16 protein-coding genes are annotated in these 13,121 nt (G+C 65.9%); all 16 read right to left on the reverse strand.

What is annotated here, in order from left to right; genetic code table 11:
• Positions 1–54: 54 nt before the first annotated feature.
• Positions 55–729, reverse strand: a complete 675-nt coding sequence (locus tag EV580_RS06555) for a DUF7391 family protein (RefSeq protein ID WP_133690250.1) — start codon at positions 727–729, stop codon at positions 55–57.
• Positions 730–776: 47 nt separating this feature from the next.
• The gene (locus tag EV580_RS06560; protein WP_133690251.1) at positions 777–1,643 is read right to left on the reverse strand and encodes a fibronectin type III domain-containing protein; all 867 of its coding nucleotides are present in this window, start codon (positions 1,641–1,643) and stop codon (positions 777–779) included.
• Positions 1,644–1,895: 252 nt separating this feature from the next.
• Entirely contained in the window at positions 1,896–2,294 is a 399-nt protein-coding gene (locus tag EV580_RS06565) for a hypothetical protein (RefSeq protein WP_133690252.1), read from the reverse strand.
• Positions 2,295–2,332: 38 nt separating this feature from the next.
• The gene (locus EV580_RS06570) at positions 2,333–2,788 is read right to left on the reverse strand and encodes a hypothetical protein (RefSeq protein ID WP_133690253.1); all 456 of its coding nucleotides are present in this window, start codon (positions 2,786–2,788) and stop codon (positions 2,333–2,335) included.
• Positions 2,788–3,195 (reverse strand): hypothetical protein, encoded by a 408-nt coding sequence (locus EV580_RS06575; RefSeq protein WP_133690254.1) that lies wholly within the window; start codon positions 3,193–3,195, stop codon positions 2,788–2,790. The genes EV580_RS06570 and EV580_RS06575 overlap by 1 nt, the downstream gene beginning before the upstream one ends.
• Entirely contained in the window at positions 3,185–3,595 is a 411-nt protein-coding gene (locus EV580_RS06580; RefSeq protein ID WP_133690255.1) for a hypothetical protein, read from the reverse strand. Before EV580_RS06580 ends, EV580_RS06575 begins: the two co-directional genes overlap by 11 nt.
• Positions 3,595–4,044, reverse strand: coding sequence for a hypothetical protein (locus tag EV580_RS06585; RefSeq protein ID WP_133690256.1), 450 nt, complete (start codon positions 4,042–4,044; stop codon positions 3,595–3,597). The genes EV580_RS06580 and EV580_RS06585 overlap by 1 nt, the downstream gene beginning before the upstream one ends.
• Positions 4,041–4,415 (reverse strand): hypothetical protein, encoded by a 375-nt coding sequence (locus tag EV580_RS06590; RefSeq protein WP_133690257.1) that lies wholly within the window; start codon positions 4,413–4,415, stop codon positions 4,041–4,043. The genes EV580_RS06585 and EV580_RS06590 overlap by 4 nt, the downstream gene beginning before the upstream one ends.
• A 12-nt stretch (positions 4,416–4,427) precedes the next feature.
• On the reverse strand, positions 4,428–5,495 hold the full coding sequence (locus EV580_RS06595) for a major capsid protein (RefSeq protein ID WP_133690258.1): 1,068 nt from the start codon (positions 5,493–5,495) through the stop codon (positions 4,428–4,430).
• Between the two features lie 3 nt (positions 5,496–5,498).
• Positions 5,499–6,209 carry a head decoration protein gene (locus tag EV580_RS06600; RefSeq protein ID WP_133690259.1) on the reverse strand — a complete coding sequence of 237 codons (711 nt, stop codon included), beginning with the start codon at positions 6,207–6,209 and terminating at the stop codon, positions 5,499–5,501.
• Between the two features lie 18 nt (positions 6,210–6,227).
• Positions 6,228–6,917 carry a hypothetical protein gene (locus EV580_RS06605; protein WP_133690260.1) on the reverse strand — a complete coding sequence of 230 codons (690 nt, stop codon included), beginning with the start codon at positions 6,915–6,917 and terminating at the stop codon, positions 6,228–6,230.
• A 127-nt stretch (positions 6,918–7,044) separates the two neighbouring features.
• Positions 7,045–7,272: a hypothetical protein gene (locus EV580_RS06610; protein WP_133690261.1), complete on the reverse strand. Its 228-nt coding sequence runs from the start codon at positions 7,270–7,272 to the stop codon at positions 7,045–7,047.
• Positions 7,269–9,131 carry a hypothetical protein gene (locus tag EV580_RS06615; protein ID WP_133690262.1) on the reverse strand — a complete coding sequence of 621 codons (1,863 nt, stop codon included), beginning with the start codon at positions 9,129–9,131 and terminating at the stop codon, positions 7,269–7,271. The genes EV580_RS06610 and EV580_RS06615 overlap by 4 nt, the downstream gene beginning before the upstream one ends.
• Positions 9,115–10,686, reverse strand: a complete 1,572-nt coding sequence (locus EV580_RS06620; protein WP_133690263.1) for a phage portal protein — start codon at positions 10,684–10,686, stop codon at positions 9,115–9,117. Before EV580_RS06620 ends, EV580_RS06615 begins: the two co-directional genes overlap by 17 nt.
• A gap of 6 nt (positions 10,687–10,692) precedes the next feature.
• Positions 10,693–12,420 carry a terminase large subunit domain-containing protein gene (locus EV580_RS06625; protein WP_133690264.1) on the reverse strand — a complete coding sequence of 576 codons (1,728 nt, stop codon included), beginning with the start codon at positions 12,418–12,420 and terminating at the stop codon, positions 10,693–10,695.
• A gap of 9 nt (positions 12,421–12,429) precedes the next feature.
• Positions 12,430–12,909, reverse strand: a complete 480-nt coding sequence (locus EV580_RS06630) for a phage terminase small subunit (protein WP_133690265.1) — start codon at positions 12,907–12,909, stop codon at positions 12,430–12,432.
• Positions 12,910–13,121 lie beyond the last annotated feature (212 nt).

Below are 13,121 nucleotides of genomic sequence, written 5' to 3' on the forward strand. Positions count from 1 at the left end.
AGGAGCGCAACATCACTGGGCCGTTGCCCGAAATGCTTTGCCCGCTCGTAGATCTCATACGCCAGATGTCGGTTGCTGGCGTATACTTTTCAACGCTTCGAGCTGCTCTCCAACGGCAGCCATGAAGATCGCGACCTTGTCTTCGAGTTCGATCTCGGCGACGTTGATCTGGGTGTCGGTGGACGGCTCGTCGAGGACGACCTTCGGGGCGACGACCGCCGCAGCGATGACACGGTCGATCGGGCCGAAGATCTTGGCGTTGCTCTTCGGATCGACCAGCGCGCGCAGCGCTGCTCCCTCGGCGGCTTGGGCGTCCTCGCCGCCGATATCGGCCAGCAGTTCGGGGGTGAACCCGTCCATCACCTCAATGAGGTTCAGCTGCAGCAGGTTGCCCTTGTTGAGCTTGCGGTAGCGCACGAATCCGCCGCTGGGCAGCTCGATGTCGTGCTCGCCGGCCTTGTTGAACCCGTATGCACGGGGAGCCGCCGCCGGCACCTCAGTGGGTGGCGGCGGCGGCTCCTGTGTCTGTACCGGGTCGACGACATCGACCGGCCCCGTGTAGTCCACGGGGTTGTCCTCGCGCGGCTCGTAGGCGCACCCGGGAGTGTGCGGATCCGTGATCGGGGTTCCGCAGCACCAAGTCCGCAGGGGCGGCGCCTCGGCTGCTGCCGGGGCCGACGCTGCGGGCTTGGCGCCCTTCTTGCTCTGCTTGGTGATCGGTGTCGTCATCTTGGCCTCCTACGGGCTCGAATGCGCTGAAGCGCAAGGGGTTGGGACTAGCTGGCGGCAGTGGTGAAGGTGACCGGCTCGCTGTAATCGCCGGTGACGCCGTCGACCACCGCGGCGACCACCGCGTAGTACGCAGTGGCGGCGGTCAGCGTGGTGACGGTCGTGCCGCTGCTGGACGGCTCGCCGCCATGGCCCGACGTGACCGCGGTGTAGGTGATTCCGTCGGTGGAGACCTTCACCTTGAAGCTGTCGGCCACCGCGATGTCGTTCCAGTCGAGGACCGCGGTGGTGGCCGTCAGCGTGCCGACGGTCAGGTTCGACGGGATGGGCAGCGGGTTCGGGGTCGGGGTCGATCCCAGGGTGGTCCGCTGCTCGTTGAAGTCGAACTCCCACAGGTAGTCGTCGGTGTCGCCTGGCATCGGGGAGCCCTTGATGTCGATCGTCGGGCACATGAAGGTGCCGTACTTCATGTCGGCCGAGATCTTGCCGTTGGCCTTGCAGCGGAACACCCGGGCGACGGTGTCGCCGCCGCCGTTGGAGATGACCTGGCCCTCGACGCGGAAGTATGGGCGCGGGTCGCTGGATCGCTTGCGCAGCTTGCGCTGCACGTTGGGCTCCACACCCGACTCGATCAGGCGGGCGCCGCTGAAGATCGAGAAGCACATCAGGTCCAGACCGCCGGCCTCCAGCGAGCAATCGGCGGTAGCGCCCTTGCCCTGCTGTGCGACGCCGGCCTTGTCGTCGCCGTCGAGGCTGTCGGTGTCCTCGGACTCGGCGAAGGCGAACGTGCGGGCCAGCGGCAGCCGGTAGCTGGTGTCGGCCAGGATGGTGCCGTCGGTGTCGATGTAGGGGGTGATCCACACCCGGTGGAGGCCGTAGGGCTTGGCGTCCGGGTTACCCAGTGATGCAACCATTTTAGGAATGGTCCTTTCGGTGTTTCCGGGCTCGGTGGCCTCCGCTAAACGGGTCTTGGAATGTCAACGTTTCGATGGGTTTGCAGTCCGGCAGCGAGTACCGGTGCAGTGCAACGGAATTGCCGGTGGTGCACCGGCGGTCGTTGCATTTGACCTCGAGCGTGTGGCCGTCGATGACCTTGAACTGAAGCGCCCCGCCTGCGCAGCGAACTTCAGCGACCGCCTCACGGGCGGCCACACGCTCAGAGCTCACTAGACCTTGTTGCCGTCGGCGTCGACCAGCTCGAACCGCTTGCTGTAGGTCCGCAGGTAGTCGAGCTGCTCTTCGGTGAACAGGGTCGCCGCGAGCCGGTAGTTGTTCGCCAGGCTCCACTCGTGATCGCGGGTCGCCGCGACACCGACCTTCTTCCAGTCGGCCACACTGATCCTGGCTTCGGTGCCCTCACCGAGGACCGGCTTGCGGGTCTTCAGCGCTTCGGCGGCCGCGGCCAGCTTGCGCGGGCCCGTGTACAGGACGAACTGTCCCTTGTGCGGATGGGCCTGCACCGCAGCCTCTTCGGCGGCGGCCACCTCGGCCTTCTCGTCGTCGGTCGACGCCCGCTTCGCCGCGGCTGCCGACTGGACCTTCGATTCGGTGCTTGTTGCCACCATGTTGAGTTACCTTTCGGTGTTTCTGTTGCCGCGCGGGATTACGCGTTTGCGTTGGAGCTCAACGCCATGTAGGAAGCCGGACGGCAAATCGTCTGGTAGCCGTCGTCTTTCACGTCCATGCCGCGGCCTTCGAACCCGATGTAGTCCAGGCGCAGACCGTCGCTTCCGACGAACGGTTCCCCGGAGTTGCAGGCCGCGCGGAAGATCGCGTCGACGCGGTCCAGCAAGCTGTTGACGCGGCCGAAGTCGGTGGATCCGACACCACCGGGGGTGGCCGGGACCGGCCAGTGGGCGTAGACGTCGAAGTGCTGCTCGGCGTTGTCCTGAATGTCTTCATCGAAATCGGTGTGCCGCCAGCAGATCACGAGGAATCCACCCAGCAGGTTCGGCGCCTGGTCAGCCTCGTGCTGCGGAACCACCACGAACCCCGTACCACCCAGGCCGGCCAGGGTGGCATCGCCGCGGAGTAGCTCGAGGACCGCGGCGCGCGCCATTATCGCTTCCGCAGTGCGGTGAGGCTGCCGCGCAGGCTCTTCATGAGCTTGCGACCCATGTAAGCGACTGTCGGCATGATGATTTGGTCCTTGCCGTGGTTGCTGATCTCCAGCCAGATGCCCCAGTCGACGCCGTGGCTGAACAGGATCGACTTGTGACTGCCGGCCAACTCGGGAGCGGTGAACAGGGCGGCGCGAGTCTCGCCGGGTGTCCGGTCGTCACGGTTGCCGGTGCTGTCGCGCCACGGGGCGTGCTCTTTCATCCGCTCCGCGCCCTGGACGGCGGTGAGCGTCATCAGCGAGTCGACGGTTCGCTCGAAGTCGGAGCCGATCGCGCGGGCGTCGTCAGCCATCGCGACGAGGCCGACGCTGAGTTCGGAAAGCCGGCCGTACCGCTTAGGCGCCATAGCTGTGCCCGGTGACCTTCAGGAAGGCGATGACGATCGCTTTGATCTGGTAGGGCTGAGAGTTGTCGACGCTGTCGACGACGTACTTGGCGGCGTAGTCCTCCCAAGAGTCGCCGACCTCGATCACCGCGTCGTGGGCGCCGACCATCTCGTACCGGAACTTGCGGGTGGTCCCCCGGTCGGTTTGGGCGTTCTCGACGCCGTCGAGGGCCTGCTTGTTGAACTTGGCGAAGATCTGCGGGTCCCGCGGCGCACCGGGCGTGTAGTCCTTGCCGCCGCCAGGCTTCTCGACGACGGTGCCGGTGGCCGGGATCAGGCTAATCGGCTGGCCGCGCAGCGTCAGCAGCTCGTCGACGGCGGCGCGGGCGTCGTCGGTCATGCCGTCGACGGGTGCGCTCATCAGCGGGTGATGTGCCCCGGGGCGACCATGATGGAGCCGAATCGCCGCTTGGGCTTGATCAGTCGGCACTTGTCGAGCTCGGCCGTGGTGAATTCCACCTTGCCGCGCGTCGGGTCCGACGAGTAGTAGCCGCGGCTGGTGGTGATGTCCGGGGTGGTGGTGCTGCGCTGGCTTGCGCCGTCGGGGTTGCGGAACAGGTCCAGAACCTTGTTGGCGACAACGCTTTTCACCCGGTTGAGGCGGTCAGGGTCACCCGCCGCGGTGGACTCGGCGGCGATCTCACCGGTCGACTTCCGCAGCGACGGGACCTGGTACATCAGCTCGCTCTCGACGTCGCCTATGCGGAGTCCGACCCAGGGCAGGCGGCTGTCGGGGAAGTTCCCCTCGTACCGGCCAGTCACATCCTCCGGGGATGCGAACTTGCCCTGGGTCGGCTCCGGATCAGTCATTCGACGCGGATGCCCTCAGCCTTCAGCGCTTCGACGATCTCGTTGCGCTTGAGGCCTTCGACTTCGAACCCCTGCTTGGCGGCGTAGGCGGCCCAGTCCTTCACCCCGGAGCCCTTGCCGATCATCGGGGGCGGCGGGATGTCCTCCGGGTCGACGTCGTCGTCCTGGCCGCTGTCGGCGTCGGCACCGGAATCATCCGCGTCGTCGACCTCGACGACGGCCGGCGCGCCGTCGGTCTCCTCCCCCAGAACGTAGGGGTTGGTGACCTGATCCGCGGCCCAGGCCGGGATCTTCTCGCCGGGCAGCACGATGACCGGGGCCCCCGTGCTGTCCTTGAGGTGCAGAGCGAACTGACTCTTGTTGACTGCCATGTGATCTCGCTCCTATCGGACCGTCGCGACGAACAGCTTGCGGCCGTCCTTGATCACCGGCATGACGACGGCGTCGACGTACGCGTGCTTGGTGAACGGCGGGTTGTCCTCGCGGATCAGCATGCCGACGATGCCCTGGGCCATGTTGACCTGAACGTTCTTGGCGTTCAGCTCGTACACGGTCGTCGGGACGCCCCAGGCGGTGAAGCCGACCTCGCCGGGATCGGCCGGCAGGAACAGGAACTTGTTGGCGGCGAGCACCCGGGTGGAGGTGCCGTCGACGTCGAAGTTGCTGTTGTAGATCGAACCGCCGGTCATGCCGGGGTTGGGCATCTCGATGGGAGGGAGCCCGAACCCGGCGATGAAGGCGTTGATCTCCGGGAGCGACACGTACGTCGCGCCGGTCTGAGCGCCCTTGATCGCGTTGATCAGCTGGGTGTTCTGCATCAGGTCCGATGCGACTTCCATGCTGGTCAGGATGCGGCCCGGCAGGGTGCCGTTGATGGCCACCCACGCATCACGCCAGGCGAGCATGTCCGTCAGCGGCACCGAGCTGCTGTGGTTGGACCACAGCGCACCGGACGGGGTCGTGATGTTGCCGGAGGGCACCCCGAAGTCCAGCGTCTGCACCACGCCGTTCTCGTTGAGGGTGAGGACACCGTCGGTGAGGACGTCGCCCCACGCCAGCTCGAGCCGGTTGTAGGCGTAGGCCGTCAGCTGCTCGAGGTCGTTGTAGATGGCCGTCTGCAGCCGGGCGATGTTCGTGCCAGCGGTCGCCAGATGCTCGATCTGGCGGCGCTCCCACTCACCTTCCTCCCGGAAGCCGCCCATCGGGATCAGCTTGACCCGGCCGACCTTCGCGGTATCCCGCGCGACCGGCGCGAACGAGCCGTCCCAGTTGCGGAACTGCAGAGTCCGGTTGGTCACGGTCAGCGTCGACAGGTCGATCGAGTCGGTGTCCTGATCCTCACGCGGGAACAGCTGCGTGAGCATGTTGTTCGACGGGATCGGCTGCTCCTGAACGAACGACAGGACATCCTCGGCGCCGATCGGCGCGGTCGAGTCGATGAGAAGTGACATTGGTTATGCCTCCCAACGGATCAGCGGAAGATCCGCCTTGCCATTTGTGTCGATTGCGCCGGAACCGGCTTGGAACGGCAGCTTGGCCACCGAGACGTCGCCGCGGACCATCTGCGACGAACCGACCTTGGTGGCCGTGGTGCCGTCGTCGCGGATCGCGCGGACATCGGTCCACAGCACACCGGTGGCCACGTTGCGTCCGTCGCCGGCCGAGTCGTCGTACGGGCCGTACAGGCCGGTCGCGGTGACCTTGCCCAGGATCGTGCCCGACGGGATGTACCCGTTGGCATAGTGCGCCGGGGTGATCGTCGCGATGGTCACCGTGTGCGTATTGCCGGACAGGCCAGCAGCATTCGCGGTGAGCAGTGCGATGTCCTGGCTGCCCAGGGCGCCCAGGAACGTGACCGTGTACGGGCCGCCGTCGCTGCCGGACACCGAGACGTTGCCGGCGCCCACAGTGGACAGCCCCGCCAGCGCGGTCTGCACCGCAGTGGCGGCCGCGTTGTAGGCGATGTTGCCCGTGGTCTGGCCGGCGTAGGTCAGGGTGAAGTTGCCGCTCGTCGCGTCGATCGTGACCTTCTGGGCCTCGTTCTGCGAGAACTTCGCGATGTCCAGGGTCACGTTGGGGCGATAACCATTGCCCTCGCGTGACCGATGCCAGGTGCGGTTTCCGACCTGAAAGGTCTTCGACTGCATCGAAATGTCGGTCGACATGACGTTGCTCCTTCTTGATTACTTGGTTTGTTGCTGGTTTTTGGCGCGGCGTCGTTCTGCTTCCGCGCGGCCGCCGTCGCCGGGCTTGCTGTCGGGCAGAGGCCCACTCCCGTTGCCGCCTTGACCCCAGTCGTACTGCTGCTGTTGTTGCCCGCCGCCTGCAGCGGGTGCGCCGAAGAGGGTCGTGAGGTGAGCCATCACCTTCGCCTCGTCGAGCTCGCCGGTTTCGCCGACGAACAGCTTCGGATCCGTGCCCGCCATGAAGGCGTCGCGCTTTTCCTTGTCTGGAATCACGCTCGACACAAGAGCTTTCATCTCGGACCGTAGGTACTTCGGACCCCACTCGGCGTCCGAAGCGGTGCGGCCAGACTTCTCCGCATCCTTCAGCGCCCTGTCGTTGGCCGAGAGTTGCTGCTCGTCTTGCTCCACCAGGCGCTTCCAAAGCGTGTCGACGTCATCCGGTGTGAAACCATGGAATCCGGCGAGCTTGTTGTCGGCCTGTCGGTTGTGGAACTTGTAGTAGGCGAGCTGCTGCTCGGTGGTCATGTTCGCCAGCGGCGTGTTCTCCGGGAACCCCTTATCGGCGTTCGGAGGCTGCTGTTGGGGGGCGCCTGCTCCCCCACCTGCCCCGGGGCCGTCCGTAGCGGGCGTGGCCGGGTCGGTGTTGGGTGTGAACAGCGACAGGAATCGGGCATTGTTGCGGTACATGGGGCTCCCATATCGGGGTGAGGGTTTGCCCATAGCGGGCCGACCGCCGGTTTCGGCGGAAGATTCTGGGGATACGAAAGAACCCCGGGAGCGTCAGCTCAGCGGGGTTCTAAGTGTGCGAGAGGTGTTATGCGGTTGCGCGGTGCTCGAGCAGGTGACCGAAGCCCTCGCTCTTGAGGGTGAACACCATTGCCCGCCCGGGGGTGTGTGTTCTGAGCCAGTCACGGATGCCGGCTTCCTGGCGCGCCCGGTCGGCGTCGTCGAGGTGCAGATGATTCAGCAGCGCCAGCGCCGACGTCGGCACGTAGTCAGCGGGCGCGACGAGGTCAAGGTTGTCCGAGAAGCGTTCGCTCACGGCCGGCTCACCTCCACCTCGATCACTGGCACCTCGCCTGAGGTGTCCACGTCCACGATACGCAGCAGAGCGCCCGTCTGAAAGAGGAGTTCACCCTGATAGGCCATCGTCGGATCACCCAGCGGTGGCATCCAGACTGCCTTGACGCCTGCCTTGGCGGTGATTTTCAGCATTGCGGGGTTGCGGCCAGGCTGAGTGAATTCGTCGCGCGCAACCTGTTCGTGGACCGAGGTCGACAGGAAGCGGCGCATGATCTCGTCCGGCCGGCCAGCAACCTGCTCTATGCCGGTACCGAAGGTGGCCTCGATCGACCGGATCCCCCGCCATACCTGCACGTCTTCAGGTAGCGGGAGCGTCAGGCGGCGCAACCCCTCAGCGACCGCGATTGAATCCTCTGACGCTGACGGGTCGTCGACGGCCGCTGCTTGCACCTGTTCGTAGTAGCGATCCAGCGACTGCCAGCGAGCGGCCAAGTCCTTCTGTCCCGCTGTCGCCCCGTCAGCTTGTCCGGCGAACAGCGCGTTCATCCGGTCCTCGGGATTGTCCCCCGCGGCTGGAGAGCTGGCCTTGGGTGGCTGCGGTGGCTTTCCGCCACCACCGGCGCCGGCCGCGGTCTTGGGGGCCTTCTCCGACCGGGATCCGGTGGAACTGCGGGCCTTCCGGGCATCGGCGGCGAGGTCGTCTTGCATCCGCGCGATCGTCGACTTGTGGTAGGTGACCTGGGGCGAGTCCTCGGCTGCGCCGGCCTCGCGGATTTTGGCGAGGTTGGCTTCCAGGATCGGCAGGTGCCGGTGCGCGATGTCGGCCTTTGATTCCGGTTCGGACGGGGCGATCGCGGCGGCGGCCCGCTTGCCGGCGGCGCTGCGCGGGTTGTATTTCTTGTCGGGCACCAGGACTGCGCCGAGTTCGCCGTGCTCGTCGACTTTGTATCGGGTGCGCTTCAGGTGCGCGGCCGATGTGCCGCCGGACTGCTTGTAGATCTGGCCCAGGTCGATGGCGTTGAGGTCGTCAGCCGGGTCGTAGTCCTCGGTGACCGCGGCGATGGTGCAGTTGCAGCCGCCGTGGATGGGCAGCAGCTCGGCCACGTGGTAGATCCGGTCGGAGGCCACGATGCACATGCCGCACGTTCCGGTGCGGGACAGCTCGGGGTGGATCACCCGCCGGTATCCGATGACCTTGACGCCGCGGCGGCCGCGGCTGCGCTTGCCGGTGTCGTCAAGGTTCGCGGCCCGCACGATCATCTCCTGCGAGGCGAATCGGTGCGCCAGCATGAGATTGGTGTCGACCAGGTTGTCGATGCGCCCCAGCGCTAGGTCGGCGGCGTTGGGATTGCCTTGCGACTGCGCCCACCGGTACAGCGCGGCGGGCCGGTTGAAGATCCCCCGAGTGGTCATGTCGGCGCGGGTCAGCTTCGCGGGCCCGTCAGCACCGGAGTAGTCGACGCTGACCGAATGACGCTGCAGCGCAAGCAGACCCTTCTTAAGAGTCGCCCCAGGTGCTCGGATATCCAGTGGGTTGGACGGGGCGGCCTGGATCAGGATGCCCAGGCTGGCCAAGCTTTGCTGCGTGCCCGCCGCGGCCATCCGCGCCACCGCGGTCTGTGCCGACTCCATCAGCGAGGCCGCCCGCTCGGTGAAGGCCTTCACCTGCGCTGCGTTGTACGGGTCCACCGTCAACCAGAGCTGCCGGATCATCGCCTTCGCCCACGTCGACGCTGTGTCGATCGTGGCGGCGGTCTGTTCCGCCGTCGCCGTCAGCGTGACGACCGGATCCGGCTTGGCAGACCTCGCGGCCACGATGGCCGCGGCGGCGGCCAACGCCTGCTCGTAGGACGCTGGGGCGTTAGTTGGTGCCGTCATCGGCGGCGCCGCCGTTTGCGTTGTCAGCGGCCGGCGGCGTCGGCGCCGAGCTGGCCGATGACTGCTGCTGGGTGCCTGGGACAGTGGCCAGTCCCATCAGCCTGTCGGCGTTGAGGCGGGTGATGTTTCGCGCCGTCTCATCCGGCGACATGTCCCAGATCCGCTCGCAGCGGTCCTCCAGCGACAAGGTCCCCACCGCTTGCGACGAGGCCGATGCCTGCTCGGCGAGGGTGTGGAAATTAATCGGTCCCCACTGCACCTGAATCCGGCGGGCCCGCTGCTGGTCACCGGCCATCGCAAACAGCATCCGCCACAGCAGCTTCGAGCGAGGCTCCAACCGTACACGCCGGTCACGGCACTTCGACGTCAGCGTCTCACGGAGCAGCCCGGCCCCCTCAGCGGAGCCGTCGGCTGCCTCCGGGGACACGTAGTGCAGCGGAGTTCCGGTGAGCGCGGCGAACTCCTGCACGTCGTCGCGCTTGCCCTTGAGGATGCTGTCGAAGCTAGTCTGCTGCGATTCCCAGATCTTGAAATCTGCTGGGATTTGCCATAATTCACCGGGTCCGGCGCGGAACACCTTGTTGAGGTCTATGGGTTCCTTGGACTCCGACCGTGGGCTGTCCTGGTCTTCCTCTTCGTCCTCGTCGCCGATCAGGCCGCGCTGACGCAGCGCCTGATACCAGAACCCGATGATCCGTTGCAGCGTGGTGTCGATGATGCGGTCGAGTAGATCCAGATGCGGCTCGTACTCGCCGAGCCCGAACTTGTTCGGGAAGTGGACGATTGGGATGCCGCCGAGCGCATCCAGCCCGTTGATGTCCTCAACCGTTCCGTCCCAGGTCCACAGGCCCGTGTTCTGGTTGAACAGGATCGGGTATTTCTTGCCGGGCAGGTACAGGAAGGCTTTGCGCTGCTCGAGGATCGGGTCGTACTGGTGCACCAGCGCTGCCCGTAGGCGCATCGGGTTGTTCAGGTCGGGGATTCCGATGCAGCGCCGCGGGTCGATCGCGTGGGCTGTAGGCATCGGCTGGCCGCTGGAGAGCTTGGGGCCGCCGGCGGTTCCGGGCACCGCCATGGCGTAGCCCTCGCCCATTGCGAATGTGTACTCGAACACTTCCTTGCTGACCGCACCGAAGCCGGTCTCTTCGATGATCTCGGCGGCCATGTCGTCGCCATCGGCATCGTTGTCGACCAGTGTCGAAATGTCCTGGACCTCAGTACGGTCCAGCATCGGCGCGATGCACATAGGCGCGTAGTTCGAGCGCGCCTTACGGAGTACTCCCCGGAACACCTCGTGGTATTCGGGCTGCAGCTGGGGCAGCGGTGGGTCACCGACGTTGTAGGACCACAGCGTGTCGAGGAACTCGTTGCGAGGTGTGGTGTAGCGACTGCCGCAGCTGCTCAACTCGCGGGTGTCCACCCGTCCGTTGAACATCGTGGGCCGGGTGTGCTTGTCCTGCCAGGGCCGCTGAGTCGGCTTCCCGAACATCGCGTTGAGCTTGAGGAACCATTCCTGCGGCTCCAGATCTGAGGTGGCACTTGTCAACTCGGCCACCCCTTCCTATCTGATTCGTCTGAATACACGCTTCTTGGGCTTCGGAACTTCGGGCAGCACGTCCATCCGGGCCTGCCAGGACAGGACGCCGGAGACGTTGAGGTCGAACTTGCGATCCGGGTGGATCTTGGTGAGCAGCCAGACCTTCTCGCCGGTTTCCTCATCGGCGACCAAGGTTGTGTTCTTGCGGCCGGCGTTTCTGGTGTGCCTGGTCAGATCACCGACGGTGCTCGGGTCGCGACCATCGCCTGGGGCGCTGTTGTGCTTGACACTTCCGCTGGCGATCGCGTCCTCGTAGGCGCTGAGCGCCTTGTACATCCGGCGGCGCTGGTTGGTCCAGAACTCTTCGACCTTGTCGGGGTGGTGCGCGGCCCAGGCGCCGACGGTGTAATTCCAGTGCGGCGGATCGGCGTAGAGCTTGAGCACCCGGTACTTGCTGAACAGTTCCTTGCGCTTCTCGTTGACCTCGTCCTCGTCGACTTCCCAGTCGTCGCCGGCATTGTGGGGTCGCTCCCACAGTCCTTCGGCCTGCTGGAGTCCGGTCTTGACGTCGGTGACCACAAAGCCGGTGGCGTCACGCTTGCGGGCGCCGTCGAATCCGATCGTGACGAACGCGCGCAGCGGAATGAACAACTCCGGGGTGTAGAGGGTGTCCCACTTCTTGACGTCCCAGGCCTGGGCGCCCTGCTGCGTCCAGCGGTTCGTCCACACCCGCTCGAGGTAGGCCTTGTCCGCCTTGGGTTTATCCCACCTGCCCGCCAACCGTTCGAGGTCGGTGCGCTCAGCGAGGTCATCCCCTGAGGCTTCGCGGATCGCCGCGATGCGGTCCTCGAACTTGTCCATGTCCCAGCCGTCGGAGGCCTGGCGGTGGAAATAGAACGTTGACACCGTCGACGATCGCTCGACCTCGCCGCGCGCGACGGCCTCGGCTTCGAAGTGGTCATCCTCAGCGACCGACTCCTGACCGGGTTCGCCGGCCGTAGTGACAGCCATACTCCACGGGTCCTGCGCGTAGCGCTTGCCGAGGTTTTCATCCATCGTGGTGACGGCCGCTTTTTCGGTCGGCAGGTAAAGGCGGTGCGTCTCGTCGAACCCGTTGAACGTCGTGCGGCCACCGTCGTTGGTGTCCGGCGCGGTGGCCACCGGGACGGCCTTGCCGTCGGCTTTCCCGTCGGGGCCTCTGCGGATGATGCGGTCGACGCCGACGTCGAAGAAGTCCGGGCCCAGGCAGTCATCGCCGCACCAGTGGCAGCGGTCGCCGTCGCATTCCTTGCAGTAGCAGCGCGCGATTCGGCAGTTCTCGCAGATGAATTTCAGCGCGCCGTAGGCCAGCTCCTCGACCTGGATCTTGGCGTTCGCCAGCAGCGGGATGAAAGGGTCGACGACGGCGCGGCCGGCTTTGAGTGAGCCGTCGCGGTTGTAGCCGTTGAATCGCACCGGCGCGTACGGGTGGAGCTCGGCGAACGAGATCTCACCGAGGAACTCGGTCTTGGCTGCGCCCTTCCGGATGGAGACGTTGGTCCGGTTGAAGCGGCGGCGGCCGGCGCGGTTGGCGCCTTTCGGCCAGTGCTCATACGAGCGGTAGGTGACGTACTGCCAGTCGTCGGCCATCGTGTAGGGCTGACCTTTGAGGTCGCCCGGGCCGAACACTGAGTGGGCTTCGAGGAAGTCGCAGACCTGATCGCCCAGAGTCGGCCAGAGGACCTTGTCGTCGGGCGGGACGATCAGCTCCACGCGGAGCCCTTACTTGACGGCGGCGAGTGCGCGCGCAGCTCGAGGATCGGTGCGCTTCTGCCCGGCCGATCGCGCCGAGCTGGCTGGGCCTTCCCCTGCGCGGCGCGCCGCGGTCTGTTGGGCGGCGGCCTCGCCGCGTTCGATCTCCCACTGCAGCGACCGGCGCGCCATCGGCGTCAGGCCACACGTCGCGAGCAGCTGCCGGATCTCGCCGGCCAACGCCTTGCATGTTCCCGCGGTGGTTCCGGGCTTCCAGAACAGCTGCATCAGCTTGGCTGCGAGGTACATCGTGTCGATGTCCGACTCGGTCCATTCGGGGACCATCGGCGAGGACCAGGCCCGCGTCCACCAATCCCGTACTTGCGGATGCCATTTCGTGCCCGCTGGCAGATCTGGAATCTCTGGATTCTCAACAGGTTTCAGCGTCGCCCGTGTGGCGGTCTTGTTCCGGCGAGCGCGAACGGACGGGTCCTTCGAATGTGCAGGCATTGGCGGGCTCCTATATCAGGACAAACGCAGCACCTCCCATAGCGGGAATGTGTTGTGGCACAGCATGTTTCGCTGGACATCAGCGCGATTTCGCCCCGGATCCGATTTTTCGGGAAGCGTACAGAGCTTTTTTTGCAGAACTACGCGGCGAGGGCGAGGGCTACCCGGGGGGACCTGGTACCCCTGGGGGGTGCGGCTCGCCCTCGCGCGGC

The organism is Mycobacterium sp. BK086 (assembly GCA_004362315.1).
GTDB lineage: Bacteria > Actinomycetota > Actinomycetes > Mycobacteriales > Mycobacteriaceae > Mycobacterium.

Excerpts from the sequence above, each read along its gene's own strand:
- EV580_RS06555 (WP_133690250.1), bottom strand. The coding sequence starts at position 729 with ATGACGACACCGATCACCAAGCAGAGCAAGAAGGGCGCCAAGCCCGCA.
- EV580_RS06560 (WP_133690251.1), bottom strand. The coding sequence starts at position 1,643 with ATGGTTGCATCACTGGGTAACCCGGACGCCAAGCCCTACGGCCTCCAC.
- EV580_RS06565 (WP_133690252.1), bottom strand. The coding sequence starts at position 2,294 with ATGGTGGCAACAAGCACCGAATCGAAGGTCCAGTCGGCAGCCGCGGCG.
- EV580_RS06570 (WP_133690253.1), bottom strand. The coding sequence starts at position 2,788 with ATGGCGCGCGCCGCGGTCCTCGAGCTACTCCGCGGCGATGCCACCCTG.
- EV580_RS06575 (WP_133690254.1), bottom strand. The coding sequence starts at position 3,195 with ATGGCGCCTAAGCGGTACGGCCGGCTTTCCGAACTCAGCGTCGGCCTC.
- EV580_RS06580 (WP_133690255.1), bottom strand. The coding sequence starts at position 3,595 with ATGAGCGCACCCGTCGACGGCATGACCGACGACGCCCGCGCCGCCGTC.
- EV580_RS06585 (WP_133690256.1), bottom strand. The coding sequence starts at position 4,044 with ATGACTGATCCGGAGCCGACCCAGGGCAAGTTCGCATCCCCGGAGGAT.
- EV580_RS06590 (WP_133690257.1), bottom strand. The coding sequence starts at position 4,415 with ATGGCAGTCAACAAGAGTCAGTTCGCTCTGCACCTCAAGGACAGCACG.
- EV580_RS06595 (WP_133690258.1), bottom strand. The coding sequence starts at position 5,495 with ATGTCACTTCTCATCGACTCGACCGCGCCGATCGGCGCCGAGGATGTC.
- EV580_RS06600 (WP_133690259.1), bottom strand. The coding sequence starts at position 6,209 with ATGTCGACCGACATTTCGATGCAGTCGAAGACCTTTCAGGTCGGAAAC.
- EV580_RS06605 (WP_133690260.1), bottom strand. The coding sequence starts at position 6,917 with ATGTACCGCAACAATGCCCGATTCCTGTCGCTGTTCACACCCAACACC.
- EV580_RS06615 (WP_133690262.1), bottom strand. The coding sequence starts at position 9,131 with ATGACGGCACCAACTAACGCCCCAGCGTCCTACGAGCAGGCGTTGGCC.
- EV580_RS06630 (WP_133690265.1), bottom strand. The coding sequence starts at position 12,909 with ATGCCTGCACATTCGAAGGACCCGTCCGTTCGCGCTCGCCGGAACAAG.